Source organism: Aliikangiella coralliicola (assembly GCF_007004725.1).
In the GTDB taxonomy this organism is placed as follows: Bacteria; Pseudomonadota; Gammaproteobacteria; order Enterobacterales; family Kangiellaceae; genus Aliikangiella; species Aliikangiella coralliicola.
Map to the genome: position 1 here is coordinate 254,805 of NZ_ML660165.1, position 25,462 is coordinate 280,266.

Sequence of the window (25,462 nt, forward strand, 5' to 3'; positions counted from 1 at the left end):
GACAAAAATGAAAAAGCCAAGACCTCTTCCTGTTCTTCTTATTCTGTTAATAGCTTCAATCAATACCAACTTGATTGCATCAGAATATTTCATTCAATCAAAAGAAACTACTTCACAACACATCTCAGAATTGGAGCAAGAGCAGAAAACAGTGCAAGAACCAGTCATGTATAACTGCACTCCGCACCCTTATTGTGACTCAAATTCTGACTCTTCAGATAAATCAACCCATACATTTCTGAATTTAATCCAAGAATTACTTAAACAGTCTGAAAATAAGAAAAATCCCGATAAGCAATAACGCGTTAGCTTTTCGAAAAACTGAGGGAGTGGTAGTAACCACGCCTCTCCCATTCGCACCCTATAGAAAGCCTAAAAACAACATTACTTGTTTTGGTCCAAAGAGCATTTTTCTATCTTGTCATAATGCATTACGACCACGAAAACTTGAGTAAATATTAAACCCATTTAGAGATTTCTATCATTGTAAGTGTAAGAAGAGATTATCTTCGTATTAAGAACAAAATAATACAAAGAAAATACTGAGTTATCGTATTTTTTTAATAAAAACAACGTGAGATTCTACAAAAACTTATTATATATCTCACTCGCCTTAGATCTTCCGTTAGTTAAACCTGAAGAAGTCGCTTCTTATATAATTTGAAGTACACGATTTCAAGGCTCACTATTTTCTGATAAATAAATTTGAATAACTCAGTATTTTCTTCGTATTCATGCTACTCATTTTTGTTAATAATTCCGGACAACCTGATCGCAAGATTACTTTAAGTACTCAAATCGAAAAGGTTAGAGCGATAGTCACTTTTGACTGACTATCGTAGTGTCTATACGCTAATTAAAAAAAGGTGAGATAATACTTGAATCAATTCAATTATTTTAACCTCTTTTAGTAGTGAATCGCGTTTAGTATCATTAGCACCATAACTTGCTGGGAATGTTGAACCCAGCAAAGGAGAATACTTTGAAAATTAAATCTTTAATAGGGATTCTGATTATTAGTTGGCTGTCTTTGACTATTCAAGCTACAAACAAAGGCCAACCAGCCGCCCAATCAGTATTGGCAGATACAAGTGAGATATCTGCTCCTCAGTTGTTTAAGCCCATAAAGAAGGATCTAAAAAGAAACATACCAGCATTTCGTTATTTTGAAGGTGATTATGAATACAGAACAGAACTAGCCAGTTCGTATTCCGAGCAGCTACTAGCTCAATTTGAAACGATTTATGAAGGCTTAAAAGAGAGAGAGGTTCATACCGAGATAGCCGACCTCGCAAGCTCTCATATTAACCTTAGAGATTCCGATGGTATTCGCCTCGGTATCGATCTTAACTTTGATGTCGGTAATGTCTTATCCAAGAATACAAAAGTTATTCAGATATCAAAGCATACAATTCCCTATATCATCGATGGTTTTGACCATCTTAATGATAGTAAGGATACTGGAGTATATACGGAAAAAGATTATGATACTTATATGATTGAATTTTTGCGAAGTCCAGATGACGAGTCAGACTGGTTGTCGATCAATAAACATTTCCTTAAAGGAGCGGTAAAGACTAAACACTATAAAATTGAGTTTTATTCAGAAAAAGATAAAAATACTGTTCAAGTTGCTGTTCAAGCTCATTCAACCAAACGACTTCCAAGAAAGCTACCAAGTGTTAGCGACGTTGCGAATAATCCTTCGGAGATAGCAGCTCACAGAGCAGCCCATCCAGAACTATATATAAAAAATCCTGAAAGCGAAAAACGAGCAAAGGAAATTCTTAAGAAATTTAAGAACTCCAAAAAAAAACAGAAATAGACCTTAAAGCTCAGAATGAGCTGCCGAATGTATTAGAGGCATCAACTTCGGAATTAATCGAGATTAATGTTCTATTTATCTACGAATGGTACTTTAAATCTAATCCGAATACTCAACATTCCAAACTTTATAACAGGGTTGGGGAAATTCTCCAGCAACTCAATTCTATACTATCAATTCAAAATTCCAATTTTAGATTTGTGAGTAGAATGCATAACGAAAACGGGAATGAAACACAGGCCGTAAAACAAGCCCCGCCATCACTAACTTGCGTAAATCAACATAATCGGCCATGTGCTAGCCCGTATAGCGATAACTTGTCATATATGCGAGCTAATGTCGATCTCGGTCAATGGAAAATTGATCATAAAATTGATCTTGTGGTGTTACTAAGACAAAACCCCGGACCACATGGCGAAGATGGCTCATCTTATCAATTGATTAAAAATGAAACAGATAATGCTAATTGGGGATATTCTACAGTAGCTTTACACGAAAATAAGCTTAGTGGCGACTATAGTACATTCGACAATATTTTTCATGAATTAGGTCATTTACTCGGTGCCGATCATTCAGAATTTAATTACTCAGATAGAGTTTCTGGTCAAACTGCAAAAGCCCCTTCTCGCGCATTTTTAACTCACGCTAAAAGACGAACTAATCCTTCTTCAAAAGAAGGATATTATACGATAATGGCTTATTACGAGACAGCCTTGCAACATGAGTTAGACAACCCAGTTCCTTATGTTTTCGATCACTATGGCATACCAAGATTCTCTAGTCCCATCGGTAAATTTAGCTACCCTGTAATCGAAAGCGAATATTTTAGTTTTGGCGATGCTACTCACGACAACTTAACCGTTATGGCATCTAATGCCTATAATGTAAGCCTATATAGCAACTACTTAACAGGCAACCTTCCTCCTACCGCCAGAATAACTAAAATTGGCGGTCAGCCCTATGCAATAAATCAAACATTAACTTTTAGTGCGAAGGATTCAACTGATCCTGACAACGATAAATTATTTTATGGCTGGGATCTTTTTAAAAACGGAACCAGGATCGCAGGTGTGACTAACAAAATGGAATTTAGTTACCAGTTTACTGCTCCGGGAGATTATCAACTTACACTAACAGTGATGGACGCAAATGCTGAGAAAAATTCTACCAACCACAAATTCTCGATTTCATTGACAGCACCGGTTATCAAATTTGATAAAAGAAGCTCCGATTTTAAAATCAGTTGGGATCCCGTTCCTGGAGCAACATCCTACCGTGTTTATCCGCGCTTATGGAGCAATCCTTGGGGTACACCATGGAATCAACCAAACCGCTCTTTTGTTAAACTTTTTTCAGATATGACTGATAATGTATTGTACTCGTACAAAGTACAAGCTTGCGCCGGAAGTGAGTGTAGTGGTGACTCTAATATAATAACAATCAAGGATATTGGGGATGGTGGCGACCGCCCCCCAGGAGGGCGACCTTGTCCTACCTGTAGTATTCCATAGGTAAATAGAGAGAGCAGACATCTTTGATTAACCATGTTGTCTGCTCTTTCTAATCAGATGAAATCCTATAAACAGACTGTCTAACTAAGATTTGTGCGATAGTGGCAACTCCGAGCACAACAGCGAAAGCTCTCATAGTAAAGACGCGAATTGGTTTATGGATTTTTAGAATTATTCCAAAACAATGAAAAGCAACCTGAGTAAATTTGGTATTGTTGCTACAAATATTGGAAGTCTTAACGATAGTTCCAGTCGATTTTTGAGGCTTCCAACAAATAACGCGAGGTCATACGAAGCTCTCACCCCCTTTCAATCCAACTGTAGTAAATATTTTTAGATTTTTTATTGAAAACAGATGATCCACTTTCCCTGTTTTTATCGCTCGCAGCTAAACATAAAAGTAAATACCAACCACAACTCGCTTGAGGTTGGTATTAAGAGACGCTATCTACCAGACTTCATAACCACAATCAATCGAACACATTTCGATAGTTTTGTCTGCCTGAACTTCCTTAATTTCAGTTTGTTCAAAAACACAGTCGACTCTTTTTTCTAAATTACTCTTCGCCCTTCGAGTGATAACTTAAATCTCTAGGTCAATGTCTCAATTTGATGGGAGGCATTGACCAATAAGAGACAGTCCGCTTTGCTTTTTCAGCCTACAACATTAAATACATTATTTACTCACTTTGGCAGTTAATTGTTCAACAAATATACCTGCCACATCAACGATGTCTGCATCTTGGGCCGCAACAAATACAACAATGGTTTTCTTTTTTGTTAAACACAATACTGTAACTTCCAGGTTTTCAGATATGTACGTGTAGGTGCTATCATCTATAAGTTCGCCAAAGTCGTCCTTAATAAAGGATTCTCTCGCTTTTTTCGAAAAATTCAGGCACTCAGAAAGTCCCATATCACTCTCTATAATTTGATACCCTGTTCGAACTTCAGCTCTAGCGAAGAATGGCAAAAATATAAATAGTATATAATACAATCCTCTCATTGTTTTTCTCCTCTATTACTTTCTCTTCTCTGGATATCTCATAATTTCAATCTGCTCTCTCATCATTCCATTTCTAGGATCTAATTCCAAGGACCCTTTTGCAGTTCCACTAAGTCCACCTACTAGTTTGGCCGTTGCACTCCAATGTAGTGTCCCAGAATCATCCGTTTTTAATGATACATTAATTTTTTTAAATAATTGCTTACTAACAGCTATACTCTTATCTGTAATTGATAACTTAGCACCATCTCCATATTGTATTGTGCCCTTACCGTTCGTATCGAAGCTTAAGCTGAATCCTCCAGCTTTCTCTGCGGCTTGCAAATCTATGTCATCAGAAGTAATCACAAGGTTAAATACCTTTGAGAGTTTCACTTTCAATGTAGAACTAACTGACTTCCTGATATTTGCTTTTTTAGATTTAGTTTTTCTAACTACATCAGGAGCTTCTAATTGATCCATAGGCCTATCCCTACGTAAATCATTAATCTCTTTCTCATAACGTCTTTGAACATCTCTTTTGCAGGCATCATCGTTTCCGCAAGCTGCTTTAGCTCCATAATATGCTTCATCACTTATCAAGCTACCGCTTTTTTCTGTTCCGCCAGTATTGAACATTTGTATTCCTTGAGTACTACTACAATTTCTCGCAAAACCACACATCCTCTCATTTTCGGGAATTAAGTCTCTATCTGGGTGTATTTCTTCTGGAACAGCAAAACTATTATCCTTAAGAAGCTGATTTGATTTACCAGGCTCAGCACCATTACCTGTACTAAGACTATCACTACCCCGATTACATCCTTTAGCTGTTTTACTACATAAATTACCATGTTCATTCTCACCTCGACTTCCTCCGATTCTAGACGTATAGCCACTCGGATCAGTCCCAGCCAATGGATTATTCATGATGTAAGTGTAGGGATTCATACTCTGAGAATTTCCAGGCTCTTGTATGAATGGGTCAACCGATAGGAATCTTCCCAGGTTATAATCATAAACCCGTCCATTCATATGAATGAGCTCCGCATCATCCAAATGCTCATGGTCAGTAAACCCACGACGCGTATGCAACTCAGTATCATCCCCAGTTCCGATAGCACCATACAATTCAGCCACTCGAGTTAAAGAAGCAGGCTCTAATGGGTCAATAGATTCCAAATTCCCTTTCCTCGGTTTTCCAAACGGATCATAACTTTTGTTATCAACCACATCGCCGTTTTCATTGGTGATAGTAACCACTGAATTTAATCGGTCACGATGTACAAAGCCGATTTTGTAATCCACGATGTTACTTTCAGTCTCAGTGATAATGGCATCACCTAAGTAAACCTTCTTCGCCGTTTCACCGTTATAACTAATCACCTCGTAGTCTTTACCGATATAAATCGTAGTCTCAGTGCCATTAGCTTGACCGGTTTTTACCTGTTTATAACGCATCTGATCAGCGCCATAATAGAAGGTACTTTTAATTGAGTTTTTAGTGATCGTAAGCGGTTTATTAAAAGCATTGTAGGTCATGGTTTTGCCATCACCAGTAAGCAGGTTACCGTTATCATCGTAACTAAATTCGATTGTGCCTACGTTATTTTTATTCACACTACGCACCGCATTGGGGCCAGCTTTCCCATTGCTCTTTGCTAAATCCCCGTACACATAACCACTACCATAATCATCCTTGCTGGTGAGGTTACCCACTGCATCGTAGGTGTAATTAATCGGAGTTTGTGCGGCACCTCCAATGGATAAACTCGACTGGGTTAAGCGATGTAAATCATCGTATTGATATGTCTCAATCGAGGTCACCACATTACTGCCCTGCATGGTTTCCACATCCTGAGTTTTCAAATTACCAAACCCATCATAGACATATTCGATTCGATGACGCTGATTGCCTGAATTAGTGGTATGGGTGTAAACCTCAGTCATCTGCCCCGTCTCAGGGGTGTAAGTCGCATTTTCGGTTAACACCCCATTAGCCTTTTCTGCCAGGATCAATTGTCCCTGGGCATTCATCGCCTTCGCTTCGTGGTAGATATAACCGGTGGCCGCATTTTGGGTTTGTGTGAGATAACCTCTGCTATTAAAGAAACTCGTTGCAGTTAAACCATTGGGATAAGTCACTGCTTTCACCCGACCATAGTTACCATCATATTGATTCGACATCACATAATCGGCGCCATCAATCTGGGTGGTAGCAACTAATGGTCGGCAATAGTTGTCGTAATCATAACTGCGATTAAAACTATCACCGCCCGATAAATCTTCTCTGACTTCTTGCGCTGGAACACCAATACACTGACCGCCAGTTGAGCCCTTTGGTGCTGTATCAAAACTGAAGCTCGCTTCTAATTGTGTATTCAGATAGCGCTTCTCTAAACGACCCAAGATGTCATAGTCATAGTTATACACATCATTGTTCGCATCAGTTTCGGTATCCACTTCCCCAAAGCTAGTGTAAGTGAAATCTTTACGGCCCATATTCGGGTCATCCACATACAGCTTTTGACTAAGCGCGTTATATTTGGCTTTAATCGGATTGCCATTGGCATCTTGCATCACAATAGGATTACCCATCGCATCATAGGCGTATTGAGTCACCCCCGTTAATGCATCGGTAGTTTGTATCAGCTGACCATTACCACTATAAGTACGACTCATGTTTAATGTTTTGTTAAAAGCATCGGTCGCAGCAATATTAGTAACATGCCCGTTATAGTCATAAGTCACCGTCATTTTGCCGTCATGGGCCTGGTCAACTTCTTTGGTGAGAACGCGGCCTAAATCATCATAACTCGTCAATCGGGTACCTTTAGATTCGCTGGTTGAAAAAGATGGTATCGTGTTAACGGTTTGACGCCCCAACGAATCATACTCAGTGCGTACATAGATTTGAGTGTTATCCTCAAAACCTTCGGTGGTCGCAATCAGCACTCGGTTAAACTGGTCTTTGTATTCAACGGTGGTCGGCGACCCAACACTGTAAGTGGTGACTTTATATTGGATATCCCCATAAGCAATAACAGTATCACAGCCACTTTCACACCAGGCAAAGCGACTATAAGCAGGCTGACCGCTACCGGTTGGCGGAGTGATTTTTTGCACACGGCCAAAAGCATCATATTCAGTAGTACTACTTAAGCCATTTACATCGGTCACTACATGGGCTTGACCATGCTCCGGATAAGTCGTGGTAGTAACTGTATGACCTAAATTATTAGTCACTTGGTAAGGGAAGTATCCATTCAGACTGACACTATTCCCGTCGTTAGAATAAGTGGTAGTGACCGTTCTAGCATTATTGAGTTGACCGGCTTCATAAGTTTTCACCGAAATCGGCAAACCATAAGTATTGTAATCGGTATCAACCTCCGTGACTTTACCGCCACCCAAAATCGGGCGAACAGTAACTGTGTCGACAAGGCGCTCATTAGTGTAGGTATATTCGGTTTTAATTGATTTTTCAGGATCGAGGTTACTGTCATACACACTGGCACCAGTCGGTGCAGTCGTAGTCTTAGTCGTCACCGTCATATCATCCAATCGTCCAATCCACCATGTTGAGGCTTTGTTATCGAAGCTACTTTCACTAGTGATGGTGACAGTTTTGAAACCATTATCGATAGTCGTCACTGACTTGGTCACATTCCCATAAGCGCTTTCCACATCAACGTTCGGGTCAATGGTGGTGGCGTTCTGCGAAAGCTGAGCGCGAGTATTTAAATCGTTCGTTGTCTCAACACTACTGGTTGGTACGATCCAGTAGACAGAATTGTTGGCAGTGGTTAATTCCGCATAACTGATATCGGTTTGAGTAATCGGATTACTTCCACAATCTTGTGCATCGCTGGTTAAACAGGTTTTCGCGGTCTCAATTTGGCCGGCGAACGGGAACTTCTGATGGAAATCCGTGACCGCTCGAATACCTGTTGGATTATCCACAATAATGCGTCTAAAACCTTGAAAGCCTCGCCCCTGGTTATTGTATACCGCGCCGCGATAACGATATTGGGTTGCATTCAGCGAGCCAATACCACTGCTCATCTTATGCTCTGCCACCACCATCATGTTGGAACCAAAATGGAAATGCTCGGTATCATTGGCATCAATACCACCATTCACATAATCATGGTCCGGGTCATAAAATGATAAACTGCTTTGGTCAAATTCATCACTTCCCAATGGACGATAGGTCCAATGATTTTCTACCCCCAAACCATTGGTGACTTTTTTCATCACATCAATGGCTTCGTATTTATTGTTGTTACTCGCCGCGCCTACATTACGATTGATGTAAACCGTGTTTTCTAAAATAGATGAATCCTGCTGCATGCCACCGTGAGCGGCCGCGCCTGCATTAAAAGTACACTGGCCCACTTTACAGGTGAAAGTCGTCACGACATCTAGTAACCCATCACCAGTGACATCAAGTGCCATGCGCTCAGTCGGCGAAGCAATAATATCGGTATCCACCACACGAGTGGCGAAACTGCCATCGGCTTGTTCATCAAAATAAATGGCTTTATAGTTTCTGGCAGAGATATCGATTCGGCCGCCATCGACAGGTTCTAGCATCACGCCACCAGATTGAGTCTGCTCTAATCCCCATAACTCTTCATCGCATAACCATTCACTACTCGGGTAATGCAAGTGATAAGTACAGCTCGATGCAACAACACTGTCGGCATACAACAACTCAGGTTTACCATCGCCGTCGTAATCCATGAGCATGGTTTTTTCCTGAATAGGCACAGTGTAAACCTCAGGCTCTCCAGGGATCTTTTCATACATCATATCCCGCAGTGGAATCCCGACACCTAGATCAGTCCAGCTACTTTCAAAGCTGCCGCCCTGGTTCAACTTGTAACTCAAGTTGGCGCTGGTATTTACTGCCAACCAATCGGATAAACCATCTCCATTAATATCATGGAAAAAGTAAGCTTCACCTATCCAGTTCTGACTTCCTAATTGGATATACCCAGTGAAATCCACTTCTTCAAAAGTGATGGCACCATTGAGTTGGGAATGCAACAGGATTAATTTAGAAGGACGCGGTGAACCTGGATAATTGCCCAAACTCTTTCGTTTTACGGTCACCAAGAAATCCGGTAACCCATTACCATCCATATCACCCACTTCAGATACCGTCTGCAAATAATCAAAATCGGTATAAGGGTTAGCCACTGAGAGTTCAAAAACCTTAACTCGGGTACTGACGCTAAAAGGCGCTGATTCATTTTGGCTGTTCGGATAGATAAAGACGCGTGGTGTACCGTTGGTCACCAACGGCTCATAAACAGCAATGTCCGGCCAACCATCACCGGTAAAATCGGAAAAGCTCAATATCTTGGTATTGCCGCCAGACAAATCGATATTCGTGTTCACCCAGTTGCTTGACCCTGAGTAGCGCAGGTAAATTACATTATCAATATATTTGTTAAAATCAGTTTTACCATCCTGGTTAAAGTCGGCAGAGAAACAATGTCGCGAAAAGTCATAAGCTTGATTGGTTTCGCAAATACCCGTGTCTTCAGTATGAGTCGCCAGTAGTTCTCTTTCAGCATTCACTTTAAAACCTGGCTCGTTCACCTGGTCATAATCCGTATCAACCGAAGGCCAGTCCCTGGTACCATCGCCGTCAATATCACCGCGTGGGATTAACTCAGAAATATGAGACCGATTATTTGCCGCGGTCATGGTTCCGCCGTTATCAAACTCCACCTTTTCAAATACGTAATTCGGTACCGCTTCTTGCCAGTCAAAATTTGTCGGTCTTAAACAAGACTCAATCGAGTTCAGGTAAGCACATTCCTGCACACTTCGCAGCAGGGTTCGGCCACTGGATAAACTCACATTGCCATAACTCAGTTTGTAATCACGCACTATGGTTGAGTCATAAAAGGTTTGAACGGATTTTAAGCGCTGAGTCTGACGCGTTTCCCCGCCAGCTAAGAAACTGGTGCGATAGTCACTATTGCCGGCACTATCTTCTCGATCTTCATAGACGAACACCACTTGTCGATTACCATCACTACCGTTACGACCACTCACACCATTTTGACCGTCTTCACCAGTGTAATTAATCTGCGATAATAAATACTCTCCATCACCTTGGTTGGTATAGTGATATGTCATCATATTACCGGACCGATCTTTCACATCAGTCAATGCCCAAGTAAGGGTTTCTGAGCGACCTTGTGCAGAATGACGAGAGTCTGTCGATGCACCATAGGTTTTGACTAGACCACTTTTGGTTTCAACCAGAAATTCTGAAGTAGTCGCATTAATACCACCTGTTTGCGTAATCCGTGCAAAGCTATCCATCTCAGTACGATACTCAGTACCATTTTCACCATAAACACCGAAAGTCGCTATCAGGCGCTGGCCATCTAAACAAAGTCGGTCACGCGTTGCATCGTATTGTGGTGCGGAAGTAAAACCATCCTGGGCCTGGGTCGCTGAACAACGACTAATGCTGCCGCCCACGCTTAAGCTCCAACCAACACCCGCTACACCATTGCCGCCACGAGAGGAATAACTTAAACCCACCGACGGTTGCATACCGGCACGACCAGGTGGCAATGCAATCGGAATAGTGTAAGTGGCTGAACCACCAGAGACACCGCCGTTCCCTTCCAGAGCGCCAACAGTTTGATTATTCGGCACAGTCAGAGTGCCTAAAGTAGCATCCGCGACGGTCGCACTAGTTTTTAACGCCCAATCCGGTGCCAGTGAAACGACAATCGATTTTAATCCACTATAGCTTGAGCAAGCCCAACTAAATTCATTACACCCTTTCACCCGGTATTCATAAACACCACTCTCACTCGCAGTGACATTAAAATTGGTCGTGGTTTGACTCGCCGCTAGTGTGCTCCAACTACCGCCGCTGCTCCTTTGTTGTAAGGTGTAATAAGTCGCCTCAGTTACGCTATTCCATGCCACTTGAAACTGCGAATCATTGGTTGAAGTAACGGTAGGTTGGCTAATCGCAGGAACACCAGGAATACGTCTGACCTGGGTATCGGTTGAGGCACCACTGTAGCTTGAACAAGCCCAGTTAAATTCATTACAAGCTCTTACCCGATAATCGTAATCTCCGCTTGCTCGACCAGACACGCTTTTACTCAGCAGCGTTGTATCATCGGCAATAGCAACCCAACTACCGTTATCCACTCGCTCTTGCAAATCATAAACTGTGACAGTGCCACTGGGTTTCACCCAGTTAATCGAATAGCTGCCGTCTGTGTCTGTCGCTGGGTTACCTGTTGGTAGAGCTGGCGCACTTGGCTTAACACGCACAGTCGTTTTTGAGGTTGATGCCGCGCTATAACTGGAGCAAGCCCAACTATAACCATTACAAGCTCTGACACGATAATCCCAACTACCATCAGTTAAACCAGTAATCGTTTCACTCAGACCAGTATCACCCGTGACAGCTGTAATCCATGAACCTGAATTATTTCGCTTTTGCACATCATAATAGGTTGCTGTAGCCACACTACTCCAGTTGAGTCCAGCACTGCCAGTCGAAGTTAATGGCCCAGTAGGTGCAGCCGGAACTGCTGGTTTTAAACGAACCGTGGTTGCCGATATACCAGTGCTATAACCCGAACAAGCCCAGGAATAACCGTTACAAGCTCTAATTCGGAAATCCCAACTACCATCGGTAAGCCCTGATAAAGTTTCACTTAAATTAGTATCACCAGATTTTGCGGTGACCCAAGAGCCCAGGTTATGACGTTTCTGGATATCATAGTAACTCGCATTAGTGACACTACTCCAATTCAATGCAGCACTACCAGTGGAAGTCGACGGCACAGTTGGTGCTGCAGGTACAGCTGGTTTTGCACGCACAGTGGACGCAGATGACGCTGCACTATAGCTTGAGCACGACCATGAATAACCATTACAAGCGCGGACACGGAAATCCCAACTGCCATCGGTTAAACCCGATAAGGTTTCGCTGGTACCGGTATCACCACTTTTTGCGGTCACCCATGAACCGGCATTATGACGTTTTTGTACATCATAATAAGTGGCATTGGTTGTACTACTCCATGTTACCGCGGCACTTCCGGTAGAAGTTGAAGGAACAGAAGGCGCAGCTGGAGTACTCGGTTTAATACGGACAGTGGTATCCGATGAAGCACTGCTGTAGCTAGAGCATGACCAGGAAAATTCATTACATGCTCTGACACGAAAATCCCAGACACCATCGGTTAATCCACTTAAAGTTTTAGAGGTGGTGGTCACCCCATTACTTCCGGTTTGCCAGCTGCCGGTATTGTTTAAGCGTTTTTGTAAATCATAGTAAGTCACTAAACCGCCGGGTTTCGTCCAACTGATTGAAGCACTACCGGTTGAAGTGGATGGCCGTGTCGGCGCACCAGGCAATGACGGCTTTAAACGCACCTTAACGCTATTGGCACCACTGTAAGAAGCGCAAGCCCAGGAATAAGAATTACAAGCTTGCACGCGATACTCGTAATTACTGCCATCGGTTTTACCTGAAAAAGCTTTTGATAATGCCGTGGTGTCGCTCGCAACAGTTGTCCAACTGCCGCCGTTGACCCGTTGTTGCAGATTATAATAATCCACACTGCCTGATGGTTTGCTCCAACTGACCGTATAACTGGTTGAAGTGGAATTAATGCTGCTCGGCGTACTTACACTACTCGGTTTCAGCTCAACTCTAACAGTTGCTGCCGAACTATAAGCTGAGCAAGCCCAAGAGTAACTATTACAAGCCCGTACCCGATATTCGTAAAGGGTATTATTCGATTTACCTGAAAACGCTTTCGACAAAGCCGTCGTGCCGCTGGCAACTGTCGACCAACTACCACCATTAATTCTTTGCTGTAAATCATAATAACTGACCGTACCGGAAGGTTTACTCCAACTCACCGTATAACTGGTTGACGTCGAGTTAATATTGCCCGGCCGGCTCGGAGTGCTTGGCTTTAATTCAACTTTGACACTATTGGCTGAACTATAAGATGTACAAGACCAGCTATATTGGTTACAGGCCCTTACCCGATATTGATAAGAAGTGTTATTACTTTTACCACTGCGGCTCAGTGAAGTGCTTGTTCGGTTACTGGCGACTGTGACCCAACTGCCGCTACCGACTCTCTCCTGCACATCATAATAAGTCACCGAACCAGAAGGTTTACTCCAACTCACTGTATAGCTGGTGGAGGTAGAATTTATATTACCAGGTGCGGCTGGCGTCGATGGTTTATTACGCACCGTCATTGTCGTGTTACCTGTTCTATATCCGCTACAGTTTGCACCCTGGCAAGCCTTCACCCGATATTGATAACTCCCATCACCACGACCGCTTAAGGTTTTAACCGATATTATCCCGGCATAAACTTGCACCCAGGCACCGCTGTTTTTGCGCTCTTCTAATCGATACTGGCTCACAGAACCTGTGCTCGGATCCCAACTCACGGCAAAGCTACCACTTGTGCTCGTACTCGGATAAATGATGTTGCCAGGCGCTGCGGGTGATCCTCCACCACAGTTGGAAAGCGCTTGGCCAGACTTGATTGTGACCTCACCCGCTTTTTCCGTTTGCGCTTGTTTCGCCACGGGAGCACCATGTGAAAATAACACTGGTGGCAAACAATCCTGGGTGGTATTCGCCCAGGCGTTGGACAACCCCAAAGGCAATATCGGATTAAAAGCAATTAGCAAGAAGAGACAAAGTCGTTTTATTTGTTTGAACATGATTTTTTCCCGGAATTAACAAATCCTAAATAGCGATAACAGGTAATTAACACCGCGATAATGAGATAATTTGCAGGGGAAAGTTCGTAAATATTCGACCAAAATTCTTAAATTTTCGACTTTTTTTGTTTAGAAACAATAAGTAAGATGTATAGGCTCACCAGGGATATTAATAATCTGCTTTTTAAGTAGATAGCCTAGTAATGGCTGCTATCTTTTTAAGCGCTCTTTAGTAGACAGTCTGGTCATGGCGGTGGTAACCGGTTTTTAACATTTTTCGTCCTGAAATTAATACCGCAGCAGACGCCAGCCCCCCTAATATGATGCAAGTCGGTTTTCCTTATACTGTTTGTCTAGATCATTATGGCGGCAACTACTAATTTCCGAGAGTCGGGGAAATATAATAATGAACTTAAAATCATATTTTCCAAACCGCTCTTAAACAAGTTTCTGTTGCGCCCAAGCAGCTGAGTTAACCGGTAATTTTGTTAGAAAAAACAGAATACAGACATCCAGGTTTAAATCCCCAATCAAGCAAACTTTGCATGGGCCTGGATATAGTAGGTCTGTCTCGTTTCTGCGTTTTTTCTCAACAGCGACAATGAGACTATCTTCAATATCAAAGAGGAAAATTTATGAAAAGTATTTTGAAATTGGTGCCGTTGCTAGCAATTGCGAGTGGTACATCTTTTGCCGATTCGCTGCCAGATGGCTCAACTTACCTTATCAATAATCAAGTTCACCAATTTAAACCAAGGGTCTGCGTTCTTCGTGATGAGTGTTGGTATCAGGGTTATGAGAACAATGTCAATATTGGTTACTACAAGCTCAATGAAGTTAACGAGCAAGGCGGTACTGTCACTCATACGCGATTTAACATAAGGCCTTTGCCGGGTAATACTGGTTACTACAATACTTTTCTGAGCGCAAAACATACCAATGTTGAAATACGTTACCCAGGCAATGAAACGGGCCCTGGGCAAGAGTGTACCTATGATGATATGGGCCGCATGACTCGCCCCACCCATGACTACTTAACGAGCAATGGTACCTACACCTATGAAAACGGTATTCTCACAATAACAATTGACGGCACGTCTATTCAATGGAAAAAAGCGGATGCTAAGCGTTGGGAAATCATGGGTCCTAAATTCATTGCTCCTAACAATCATGCTACTGCTGAAGGGTTGTACACCAATGCTCTCGGTTTTGGCTACATGACAGATAGTCTTGGTCCGACAGGCGGGCTAGATTTTAGACAGCATTTCACACAAGGAGACCCGGGTAATAGTGCCTCAGCTTACGAAGGTCAGTCTTATTCAAATACGGTGGGAAGTGAAGCAGCGACAGATGCAAGTGTATTCCCCGCTCAAAATAATGTGGATAAACGTGTTGGCGCGCTGTACAGCAATGTTGGCATCGATGGCGTCCCACGGCCAGACAAGTATAGCCAAATTATCTATGAGGACCATACTCATGGTAATCACGCAAGGCAGTACTATCAATTTACGATGAAGACAAATTACTACTCAGCCCTGCCCACTTTAATTTATGAAAATCACGGTCATATTAAGCCAATTACAAAAGATCCGTACGGCGCGGAAAGTAGCTATGCTTTCAATACCAGGAGATGCTGGACCCATTCAGATACTTCTAAAACTCAAGGTCATAACTACATACACTTTGGAGTGTGGGATAGTAGTATCAACAAAATCGGTCATATGGTTTCAGTAGAAGTCGCAAGAAACAATAATAAAGGCGTTTTTTATCCCGTTATTAAAGCGGCCTACTTTAAGAGCAGGGAAGTTCAATAAGAAAAAACGGTAGTGAGTAGCTCATAAGCAGACAGTCAACTTAATGAAATAAAGTTTCCTAAGTTGGCTGTTTTTCGTCTTAATAAGTTTGATGATTTAGATATTTTTTAGAGGTTTAAAAATAACAGTTTCGACATAATTAGACAGTCTAACTAAGATTTCCAAGCTCAGTTTGCTAACGGTGCAATTCTCCTGCCGTGGTTTCCACCGCAAGGTTACAATCATCAAACGATTCTACAACTATCATTGTTCCTCTTTGTTTTTGAACAAATTTTATGAAGTGTGAAAATGCCAATTTACTAGTCTGGGCTGTCTGATAAATAATATCAAGCAATGCTTCTGCTTTCTTTTTTGTTTTATATAGTTCCACATTACACCCTACACTTTCACCAAAATCCACATGCGAGTAATCGGTCAAATATTTATCTACATACTGTTGAAGGATTACCCTTTGGTTTTCGATGTGTTTTTCATAACCCGTTTTCCTTAACCCTTCATCATTTTTAGAGCGAATTCTATCAATTTCATTTTTGAGCTTAGTAAGTTCTTTCGCCTTCAAGTCTAACTGCTCTGCTTTCACCTCTAACTCAGCTTTTTGCTTGGCAAATTTAATTTCTTTTTGGAAGAGTTCAGACTCTCGTTTCTTCAGTTCACTCTCTCGACTTTCAAAATATGTCCAAGCCTTATCGATGACGAGATATCCTAATGCAAGAGCAATCAACACCGCCACAATTTGCTTAGTTAACCAATTAGTAATAACTTTCAAATTATCTAACATAATACGATATTCCATGAGAGCGAATTCAAAATAGACGGTTACCCCGCCAGAGCTTCCTGCTGATTGCGCTAGCATCCTGCTGAGGCATGTTAACCATAACCGTATTTTTTGTAGATAGCTAATCTCTGCTTGAGTTGCGAGACTTCGATCCTTTTGCAATGTTTAAAGTATGTGCGGACGTTATACACATAGATAACGATCCCCCGAGCGAAAGTAAATAAGCTATAAAAGCGCCTATCTCAAAATATTTACTTAGCAATCTTATTTCAATTGCCTTGAACACTATGTTTTTTTAGAATTCACATAACCGACAAGGATAAATAACACGCCAACACTAAAAAACACACATCCTAGAATTCCAAAGATTAAGTGCAACCCCCAGATTGAGAAAAAATCACCAACTTTTGCACTATCCGGCTTTTCCGGCAAGTAGTAAACATCAACCAACTCACCAACTTCGTAGGCCGGAGGGTAAGAGGCGTGGCTCGATACAAATTCGGTATATTGCCCCTTATCATTTAAAAATGTGACCAACGGCGCAACTGCATTAGAATCAGACGAGCTCGATTCAATAAGCTCTATTACCTCACCTTTCGTGACATAGGCATTATCCAAAAAAGCCTGTGTTTTCAAGGTAAGAAAATATACTAAAACGAGCATACCGATACCTATTATTGGGAAAAAGACTTTAATACCTTTCAATCAATAAACCCTCTATTCAATAATTTTTGAGATCTTGTAGTTGAATAAATAGACGTGCGAGGAAAAATAATATTTCATATCCTACCATTTAAAATACAGGTATAAATCAAATAGTGTGAATAATTACAGTTTTTTCTAAAATCCCCTCATGGCCACATTCAGCTGTGGTCGCGTTCAACGGTGCTTCCTGTTTAACTATTAGCTAATTAAAAATTTTAACACTAGTAATATTTCGTCAACATCAATCGAAAAACTGTGACTCAATCACCATTATATGAAGGGAGCTGAAACATTTCCTCTACAACAAATTCTACACTCGCAAGAAAAAACTGTTCGGCTCTCGACGAAATAAAGAACCTATTTTTAAAATCTACCAAGCACTTTCCATTGGACACCTAACAACCAGTTGTGAATCTAAATAGAAAACCGGATAAACACATTCAATCTCCGATTAGAATAAAATCACAAATAATGAAAATTTCATTTTAAAATGTTCATTCTCTCATGTATAAATATTCCGTTCGTATGGGTAACCTACTTTTTTGTTTAGCCATCACTTGCACCAAGTTGTTATCTAAAAGTTATTATCTAATTGCAGTCGCAGTATTTTTTAACCTGAACAAATCGAAAGAAAGCTCACCGGGACGGAGCGCGTAGTATGGGAAGCTATCAAAAATTCGACCTAGATCCACTCTATTTAGGCGAAGAAGAATCCAATAAAACTTTCTTAGTCAACAATCAAATTATTGTAGATATCGACAAGCAATTTTTAAAACTACCTGACGGTCAAAAACGCACATTCAGAAAAAAAACTGCAGGCGTACTTTTGGCTTTTCTGGAACAGCCTAATACCCCCATTGCAAGCCACCACTTTTTAGAGAAGGTTTGGAGTGGTAGAATTGTGTCCGAGAATGTGCTGAAAGGGAGCATTTATGAACTGAGAAAGCTACTCAAAGATGAACAAAAATCAATGATAGTGACGATTCCTAAATACGGCTACTTATTAACCGCTCAAGTATCTTGCCCGGTTAACGTCATTAAATCTGAAACTAAAAAGACCATCGTTTCTAGAACTTTAACTAAACGCACAATAATCATATTAGTGAGTCTAATACTAGTCTCCACAATCGCCTTCACATTAATGTAATCGTATCATCTAAATTACGCGACTGAAACTTAATCCCGCTTCAACAAATTGTTGGAATCAATCAATAACATTTTCGCGACAACCATTAAAAGCACTCTGTTTCTCTTCATCTTAAGAGCTTAGTTTAACAGTTCACCTGTAGATTAATTAGAGAATTCCCAAGCCAACTTCCTTGAATAAAAATCTCTATTACTAATACTTCAGACTAATTTAAGGACTTCTTAAGAAGTTCTTAATAATTTCACCAGTAATTCAATAAAAAAACAAATTCCTCATTCAACCTTAAACTTTTTTCACTTCGAATTTGAGAATTAAACATTGCGAACCGCATTAAAGTATTGACGCTGTGTTTTGTCACAGCACCAACTACACAGAACAAAATTAACGTAGAAACTTCACGTTCAATACTTTAAATAGAGGAAATTTACCATGTCTAAAATAGCAACACTTAGCGCCATACTCACTGGTGGCTTATTAATGGCAGCAACCAGCGCACAGGCTGAAACTTGGGCGACATCGATTTTTGATAAAACCGGCTCAATGCAATCATTAAGAAGTAATGGTGAGTCTCGCTGTGAGTTCGGAAAGCGGAAGTTGATAGACAACTTGAAAATTGCATTAGGAAAAGCTGACTATATCAACGTGAAAACATTCGCCGGTCCAAACGCTTTAACTTCGTTAACTAGCGGCTTCAAAAATATCCAAGGTTATACTCCCACCAATACGCAAGGACAGAACTTCCTTAACCAAATTGAGAGCCAACTCGCTCAAGTCAGTTGCACAGGTAGCACTGCGCTAGGAGATGCTATCTGCTTGAGTGCTGACGAATTACGTAACAACGCTTCGGCCGGTTCAAAACTTAGAATGCTCACAATAACCGATGCTGGAGAAAACTCTTCAGTGACCTGCGGCGGCCCTATCCCAGGTTATATTTCCACTCATATTGTGCCAAAAATATTTGCCAGCCCAATGATCCAGTACAACACCGCTATTTTATACAACGGTGGTAATGTTAATCGAGCTTATGCAACACAGCGCATCGCAGATCTTGAAGGTTTAGATCCGTTAAAAATGGTTTCTGGTCGTTCTCAGGCCGCCAACGCGCGTGATCAAGAAGTCTCTCAACTGCTGTCACTTTCTGCTATGTCCGGCGGAAAATCAATCGTAATTTCCGACACCCGAAATTGCGACACAGGATGTAATCCTGGTGACGATGACGATTGGGGCGGTGAATGGTAAATAGCCTGTGAGGGTATGGGAAACCATACCTTTTTAAATCGATTTTAATGAGGGACTTAAATATGTTTTCAATAAAAAAATACCTGCTGATATTGCTGGGTATGACTTTTTCGTTACATAGCATTGCAAATATCCAACCAAAACTAATTAGTACCAACACGCTATCATCGGCACCAGGATACGAATTAAGAGAAATCACTTTTACCGACGCCAATGGCGAGACCAGGGTACAAGAACTTTATTATATCCATAGCCGAGAAGGCGCAAAAAATGCTCATCTTTTTGGCGGACTACCCATTGAAGAAAAGGAAGAGCTGGAAAATGAAATGGACAGCTGGGGCGGAGACTGGGATGCCAATCAACCTTTGGCGCGAAACAATGCGCAAGACCCAGAACAATTAAATCCGCATACCTGGATTATCGATCGACGTGGCGTGATGATCAGTAGTGACGCAGAAGCAGAAGCCTACGCAAACGAATATAACTTGCAACAGGTTATAGAGGAAGAAATCCAATTTCCCGAAGGCGACAACGAGGCGGCTAACACTCTTAACTCAGCCCGCACATCGACTTCAAAACGTCAAATCAAAGGATGGTTTAGTGGCTGGTTTAAAAAGTGCCGCGGCTGGCGAAACAAATCCAAACACTTTGGCAAATCGATTGATAAGAACTTTTCTCACGATAAACGATTCGGAAAAGATAATGCTTACATTGACTTCAAAGGCGATCTAAAAGTCAAAGCTGACCTTAATCTGGATCTTAACTATCGATACAAGCGTCGGTTCTGTATTCCTTATAAATTCAGAGTAAGAAACATTGTCGCAAAATCAAACTACGACGCCTCTGGAAAATTCAGCCTCACCGGTAAAGCGCAACATGATTTTGGTGATTTTAAATGGGAGATAGCAAAGCCTAAAGTAATGGACAGTTGGTTTATGATTGGCCCAATTCCTGTACGTGTCGCGATGAAACTACCAATAGAAGTTGGCACCGGAAACATTCAGGTAGAAGCGACCGGACAAGTTGCTTTAGTAAAACCCGTTCACTTTAAGGGTAATTTCCATTACACCTGTACCACTTCCGCTTGTACTAAAAACTCCGCTCAACACCAAAACCTGAGTGGTAGCCTACAAAATTCTTTGGGTGCATCAATTAGTGCAAGTGCAAGGATTAAACCTTATCTACACATTGCGGCGCGTCCTTTTGTTTACGGTGAATGGTTTTTATACGCGCAGGTCGGTGTAAAACCATCTTTTCCAATCGAACTATACGGCTACTGGGGAAATTTATGTGGTGACGGAAACAATGACGGACACCGAGAAACAGTCGGTGCAGCTTTATCAACCATAGAGTTTGAGGCTGGGATAACAGGCGAAGCCAAAGTTTTCGGCGCTTATATTCTTAGACCAAAATATTGGAAAATCTGGGACACTTCCCTATTTTTCTTTGACTTCTTATCACCAGGCAGTAGCGCATTTAGCCCAATTTTGCGGCCACAAACTCAGGCAAGTTCACTTGCGGTTTCGTTACCTGTCAGCATCCGGTCATGTGTAAGTCGCTTTGCTAATAAATTCCCTGTTGACTACCAAATCAATTGGGGCGACGGTCAAATTAGTTATCTGAATAACGTCAAGTCTTCTTCAACCATGAACCACACCTATCAAAGTTCAGGCACTTACCCTGTTACTGTGAGTTATAAAAATGGTATCAGTACCACCGTGAATGTTACTGTTGACAATGACGACTGGGGCGGAGATTGGTAGTTATCTTCTGACCCCAAACTGGTTCGATAGAATTAGCTTTTATCGAGCCAGTGGCTATTAATTGAATTAAATTACTCAGCCCCCCTTTCGCCATACACCACCTAAATCATTTTCGCTGATATTCATTTGTTGCCTTAAAGTCTATACTTATTCTCGAAAAATACGAGGAACTTAATATGAGCGAAACAAAGTCAATTACCAGTCTAGAATCACTTGAACTCCAAACCCGAGGCGATGGTGGTAAATTTGAGTTTGGGTATGCCCGACTCGGCGCCGAAATCGGTCTTAAAAAGTTAGGTTGTGGATTATTTGTACTGCCACCGGGAAAATGCACTTTTCCTTATCATGCACACTCCACCATTGAAGAAATGCATATTATCCTGGAAGGCGAAGGAACCATACGCCACAACGACAAAGAATACTCAGTGAAGGCCGGAGATGTTGTTGCTTCCAATGTAGGCGATGCTCATCAACTGACTAATACATCCGATAAAGATCTTCGATATCTAGTGGTTTCGAATAATGAAAATATTGATGTTGTTCACTATCCAGACTCAGATAAAATTCTCGCCATGTCTGATATTCTAGGCAATCCTCTGGTGCATATCACTCATCGCAATGCAGGCACCGATTACTATGATGGAGAAAGTGAATAGAACGAGGGGCCGCGGGCCCTTCTCAGCGTCATAATAAAAAGTAAGTTATTTCAATCTGGGTGCGGCTTAACGAATAATTTATTCAGAAAGCACTCTTTTCTGATAATTTCCCTCGTCTCCTACCAAAAACGTTTTATCCTCGTGATTAAAAATAATTAAACTCGGTTGGCTTTCAAAAGTTCTTCGAAACAATCCATTCCCCAGGTATATTAAAGGCTGCCAGTCTTCATCCCCTTCATTAATATAAAGTCTTCCCCTCTGCCAACGCAGTTGTATCAAATTAAACGATGGTCGAAAAAAACGCTGGGTAACAGACTGATAAGCGCCTTCAAATTTTCGTGGAAGTTGACTCTTTACTTCTCGCATAACCTGAGCTTTGGGAAGCTCCTGGATTAAAAAATTTTCAATCACTCTTTTCATCGCTCGCTTTGCGCGATTATTAAAAGTATTGATCACAAAAAAATATCCCAGCTTTGCATCTTTTTGATAACCGAAATGAGAAAGGTATCCATCGGCATCACCGCCATGGCCGTAAAACCGATAACCGTTACGATACCATTGATATAAACCAGGTCCATAACCATAGCTAAGCCCATTTTGCGCGGCAAGAGAAGCTTCAGGGTTCTCCTGACGATGTAGCATCTTTGCGGTAATAATTTCAGAGTCCCGCGCTAAATAGAGTTGTAATAACTTGCCCATATCGCGAGGTCGAAGGTTAATTGCGCCTAACGACGGGTAAATCATATTCCAATAAGGGATCAGTTCAGTACCATCGCTCTGATAGCCAGGCACAAGCTGACTCTTAACATTTTTTGATCGAATCAGCGTTGCCGTTGACATTTCAAGCGGTTTAAAAACTAACTGAGTTACAACAGTATTGATATCAGCCCCCATAGCAACTTCTAATACTCTTCCTGCTAAACCATAGCCAGTATTGCTATACGAGTTAAAAGTTCCCGGTTGCCACAGAGTTTTTCTTACAGACTCAAACCTCCTCAGGCCTTGCTCTAATGTGACGACATCGTTCGAATCAAACTCCTGTTTACTCATATCCGTTAAACCGGCAGAGTGTTCTAGCAGTTGCGCAATTGTAATTGGATGATCTTTTTCAAACTTATTTTTTAATGTTGTCTTTTTTAGATATTTAAATATGTTCTCATCTAATTTCAACTTTCCCTGAGATTCTGCGACTAGCGCAGAAAGCGCAACAAAAGTTTTAGTGATGGAACCGATTCTGAAGTAAGCATTTTGTGAAACCGGCTCACTCGAACCTGATTCAGCGACGCCTCGAACTTGATCGAATATAACCTTTTGAGGATCAGAAATAACTAACGCATATGCAGGAATGTTATGTTGTTTCTGAATTTGATCGAGTCGCTCGACCATATCAACAAAGCGGTCAGCCCTGTTCTCAATCGCGAGAATGGGCATTGTTTTTAAAACAAGCCAGCAACCAATCAAGGAGAACAAAAAATGTCGTTTGCGAAGCATAAAGAAATCTTTGCGGGTTAGCGTGTCAAATTTTAACCTGAGTTTGGAAGTAAAAACCCCCCTCCTTACAACTATTATCATTGTGGCAGAAAAGTGGGACTTTTAATATATTCGAATATTTTTTAAATAAAAATTTAACTAAACCTCCAACACAAACTTCCAATATAGTTAGATTAGTTAATCGTATAAACTGAAACAGCAAATCGCCTACAATAAATGGTTAAAGAACTTTTTCGTCACTAATATCACGCACTACATTTTCTTTTCTATTTCGCGCAAGCAATAATATCCACTTCAACAAACCAGTCCGGCGAAACCAAACCGGAGATAAAAAGCGTGGTGTTCGCCGGCCGAACACCGCCCAATATTTCTTTACGAACTTCAATTAATGCAGGCATATCCTCACGCCGTGTGAGGTAAAAAGTTGTTTTTACAATGTCACTCAGTTTCATATCCGCTTTCTTTAAAATGGCTTCAACATTGTGCAGAGCTTGCCGACATTGGCCTGCAAAGTCTGAAGGCAGCTCCCCTTCGGGAGAAACACCCACCTGACCAGAAATGTTGAGAATTCGAGCCTGAGCCCGTGTCTCAACGCCAAAAGCATAGATATCTTCATACGGAGGCATTACCGGGTATGGGTCGTGGCGAATTGAAATAGTCATGTAGACACCTCGGGTAAAGGTTAGTGGGAACGACCAGGCTGTCAGTAAACTCAATCCTACTGAGCGACACCGATAAAATAAAACTAATTTATCGCAACTACTTATGAGTTTTTCTCATAGCCAGACAACATTTAGCCATGCAAAACTGATGTAACTATATGATTTTAAATGACTATTACTTTAAACTAGATAAGAATTGCAATAAGACTTACAAAAAAGTCATAATTAGCCATGAGTAAAATTAGACATCTTCGCGCTTTGCAAGCTTTTGATTCGGCCGCTACACATCGAAGTTTAAGTCGCGCCGCGGAGGAATTGTCCGTTACCCAGGGCGCGGTCAGCAGACAAATAAAGCAACTCGAAGAATATCTTGGTGTTAAATTATTTAAACGGACTTCTACCGGCGTTGAGAAAACGCTTGCCGGCGATAAACTGCATTTAATGACCGGGCAAGCCTTCACTCTGTTAGAGAAAGGTCTGATCGAATTTGTCCAGCCGAAAACTAACAAGTCCCTCACAATTTCACTCACCTCCAGCCTGGCAACAAAATGGCTTGTTCCAAGGCTATCGAGTTTTCGAGCCCAAAACCCTCAAGTAGAAATTTTTCTCGATACGAGTGATGAACTTATCGATTTTGATATCAGCGAAGTCGACGCAGCCCTTCGCTTCGCCATCCCCGAAAACAACGGACTCTTCTGGGAACAGCTCACCGCTGAATCCCTCATTGTTGTCGCCTCCCCTAATTTGGTAACGGATAAAACTCTCCCGTTAACACCTAAAGAAATATGCCAGCTGCCAATCTTAGTAGACGACTTTGATGACAGGTGGCTGGATTGGTTAGCAATAGTTGGACATGATGTTTCAGGTAACTATCTAAAACCAGACATGCGATTTAAAGATTCTACAGTGATGATTTCAGCGGTGATAAATGGACAAGGAATCGCGCTTGCACGTGAATTATTAGTCGCCGATGATCTTGCCGAAGGACTTTTAGTTAGACTCGATGATGTGCAAGTGCCACTTGATCGTTCTCTCAACTTTGTTTGCCGACAACGTGACAAAGCTAGTCCCAACTTAGTCAAGTTACGCAAGTGGCTAATGGCAATCCAATAAGCTCACTAATACTGCACTGC

General features: G+C 41.5%; 15 protein-coding genes. 9 read left to right on the plus strand and 6 right to left on the minus strand.

Annotated elements, in window-relative coordinates:
* The first annotated feature begins 7 nt into the window (after nt 1-7).
* The 3 genes from FLL46_RS14450 (at nt 8) to FLL46_RS14460 (ending at nt 3,336) form a co-directional block, all read left to right on the plus strand.
* Nucleotides 8-301 (plus strand): hypothetical protein, encoded by a 294-nt coding sequence (locus tag FLL46_RS14450; RefSeq protein ID WP_142894565.1) that lies wholly within the window; start codon nt 8-10, stop codon nt 299-301.
* A gap of 681 nt (nt 302-982) precedes the next feature.
* On the plus strand, nt 983-1,825 hold the full coding sequence (locus FLL46_RS14455) for a hypothetical protein (protein WP_142894567.1): 843 nt from the start codon (nt 983-985) through the stop codon (nt 1,823-1,825).
* Between the two features lie 209 nt (nt 1,826-2,034).
* Nucleotides 2,035-3,336, plus strand: a complete 1,302-nt coding sequence (locus FLL46_RS14460; protein ID WP_142894569.1) for a PKD domain-containing protein — start codon at nt 2,035-2,037, stop codon at nt 3,334-3,336.
* 676 nt (nt 3,337-4,012) lie between these two features.
* Here the strand turns inward: FLL46_RS14460 and FLL46_RS14465 are convergent.
* Both FLL46_RS14465 and FLL46_RS14470 read right to left on the minus strand, forming a co-directional pair.
* A complete protein-coding gene (locus FLL46_RS14465; protein WP_142894571.1) occupies nt 4,013-4,252 on the minus strand; it encodes a hypothetical protein in 240 nt (79 codons plus the stop codon).
* Nucleotides 4,253-4,357: 105 nt separating this feature from the next.
* The gene (locus FLL46_RS14470) at nt 4,358-14,077 is read right to left on the minus strand and encodes a fibronectin type III domain-containing protein (protein WP_142894573.1); all 9,720 of its coding nucleotides are present in this window, start codon (nt 14,075-14,077) and stop codon (nt 4,358-4,360) included.
* Nucleotides 14,078-14,712: 635 nt separating this feature from the next.
* Here FLL46_RS14470 and FLL46_RS14475 point away from each other — a divergent pair.
* Entirely contained in the window at nt 14,713-15,891 is a 1,179-nt protein-coding gene (locus tag FLL46_RS14475) for a hypothetical protein (protein ID WP_142894575.1), read from the plus strand.
* A 175-nt stretch (nt 15,892-16,066) separates the two neighbouring features.
* On the opposite strand, the gene FLL46_RS14480 is transcribed toward FLL46_RS14475, so the two are convergent.
* Entirely contained in the window at nt 16,067-16,669 is a 603-nt protein-coding gene (locus tag FLL46_RS14480; RefSeq protein ID WP_142894577.1) for a hypothetical protein, read from the minus strand.
* A 282-nt stretch (nt 16,670-16,951) separates the two neighbouring features.
* Entirely contained in the window at nt 16,952-17,329 is a 378-nt protein-coding gene (locus FLL46_RS14485; RefSeq protein ID WP_142894579.1) for a DUF3592 domain-containing protein, read from the minus strand.
* Between the two features lie 700 nt (nt 17,330-18,029).
* On the opposite strand from FLL46_RS14485, the gene FLL46_RS14490 reads away from it, so the two are divergent.
* From FLL46_RS14490 to FLL46_RS14505, 4 genes are all read left to right on the plus strand, one after another.
* Nucleotides 18,030-18,518 carry a winged helix-turn-helix domain-containing protein gene (locus tag FLL46_RS14490; RefSeq protein ID WP_142894581.1) on the plus strand — a complete coding sequence of 163 codons (489 nt, stop codon included), beginning with the start codon at nt 18,030-18,032 and terminating at the stop codon, nt 18,516-18,518.
* 429 nt (nt 18,519-18,947) lie between these two features.
* The gene (locus FLL46_RS14495) at nt 18,948-19,757 is read left to right on the plus strand and encodes a vWA domain-containing protein (RefSeq protein WP_142894583.1); all 810 of its coding nucleotides are present in this window, start codon (nt 18,948-18,950) and stop codon (nt 19,755-19,757) included.
* A gap of 62 nt (nt 19,758-19,819) precedes the next feature.
* Nucleotides 19,820-21,520 (plus strand): PKD domain-containing protein, encoded by a 1,701-nt coding sequence (locus FLL46_RS14500; protein ID WP_168204169.1) that lies wholly within the window; start codon nt 19,820-19,822, stop codon nt 21,518-21,520.
* 176 nt (nt 21,521-21,696) lie between these two features.
* A complete protein-coding gene (locus FLL46_RS14505; RefSeq protein ID WP_142894586.1) occupies nt 21,697-22,176 on the plus strand; it encodes a cupin domain-containing protein in 480 nt (159 codons plus the stop codon).
* 78 nt (nt 22,177-22,254) lie between these two features.
* On the opposite strand, the gene FLL46_RS14510 is transcribed toward FLL46_RS14505, so the two are convergent.
* Nucleotides 22,255-23,667: a serine hydrolase domain-containing protein gene (locus FLL46_RS14510; protein WP_168204170.1), complete on the minus strand. Its 1,413-nt coding sequence runs from the start codon at nt 23,665-23,667 to the stop codon at nt 22,255-22,257.
* Nucleotides 23,668-23,933: 266 nt separating this feature from the next.
* A complete protein-coding gene (locus FLL46_RS14515) occupies nt 23,934-24,329 on the minus strand; it encodes a RidA family protein (protein ID WP_142894590.1) in 396 nt (131 codons plus the stop codon).
* A gap of 231 nt (nt 24,330-24,560) precedes the next feature.
* Between FLL46_RS14515 and FLL46_RS14520 the strand changes: the two genes are divergently transcribed.
* Nucleotides 24,561-25,442, plus strand: a complete 882-nt coding sequence (locus tag FLL46_RS14520; protein WP_142894592.1) for a LysR substrate-binding domain-containing protein — start codon at nt 24,561-24,563, stop codon at nt 25,440-25,442.
* Nucleotides 25,443-25,462: the final 20 nt, after the last annotated feature.

What these genes read in the sequence shown, in the direction of transcription:
- FLL46_RS14480 (WP_142894577.1), bottom strand. Translation starts at nt 16,669, where the DNA reads ATGTTAGATAATTTGAAAGTTATTACTAATTGGTTAACTAAGCAAATT.
- FLL46_RS14450 (WP_142894565.1), top strand. Translation starts at nt 8, where the DNA reads ATGAAAAAGCCAAGACCTCTTCCTGTTCTTCTTATTCTGTTAATAGCT.
- FLL46_RS14485 (WP_142894579.1), bottom strand. Translation starts at nt 17,329, where the DNA reads ATGCTCGTTTTAGTATATTTTCTTACCTTGAAAACACAGGCTTTTTTG.
- FLL46_RS14500 (WP_168204169.1), top strand. Translation starts at nt 19,820, where the DNA reads ATGTTTTCAATAAAAAAATACCTGCTGATATTGCTGGGTATGACTTTT.
- FLL46_RS14470 (WP_142894573.1), bottom strand. Translation starts at nt 14,077, where the DNA reads ATGTTCAAACAAATAAAACGACTTTGTCTCTTCTTGCTAATTGCTTTT.
- FLL46_RS14505 (WP_142894586.1), top strand. Translation starts at nt 21,697, where the DNA reads ATGAGCGAAACAAAGTCAATTACCAGTCTAGAATCACTTGAACTCCAA.
- FLL46_RS14475 (WP_142894575.1), top strand. Translation starts at nt 14,713, where the DNA reads ATGAAAAGTATTTTGAAATTGGTGCCGTTGCTAGCAATTGCGAGTGGT.
- FLL46_RS14520 (WP_142894592.1), top strand. Translation starts at nt 24,561, where the DNA reads ATGAGTAAAATTAGACATCTTCGCGCTTTGCAAGCTTTTGATTCGGCC.
- FLL46_RS14490 (WP_142894581.1), top strand. Translation starts at nt 18,030, where the DNA reads ATGGGAAGCTATCAAAAATTCGACCTAGATCCACTCTATTTAGGCGAA.
- FLL46_RS14495 (WP_142894583.1), top strand. Translation starts at nt 18,948, where the DNA reads ATGTCTAAAATAGCAACACTTAGCGCCATACTCACTGGTGGCTTATTA.
- FLL46_RS14515 (WP_142894590.1), bottom strand. Translation starts at nt 24,329, where the DNA reads ATGACTATTTCAATTCGCCACGACCCATACCCGGTAATGCCTCCGTAT.
- FLL46_RS14510 (WP_168204170.1), bottom strand. Translation starts at nt 23,667, where the DNA reads ATGCTTCGCAAACGACATTTTTTGTTCTCCTTGATTGGTTGCTGGCTT.
- FLL46_RS14460 (WP_142894569.1), top strand. Translation starts at nt 2,035, where the DNA reads ATGCATAACGAAAACGGGAATGAAACACAGGCCGTAAAACAAGCCCCG.
- FLL46_RS14465 (WP_142894571.1), bottom strand. Translation starts at nt 4,252, where the DNA reads ATGGGACTTTCTGAGTGCCTGAATTTTTCGAAAAAAGCGAGAGAATCC.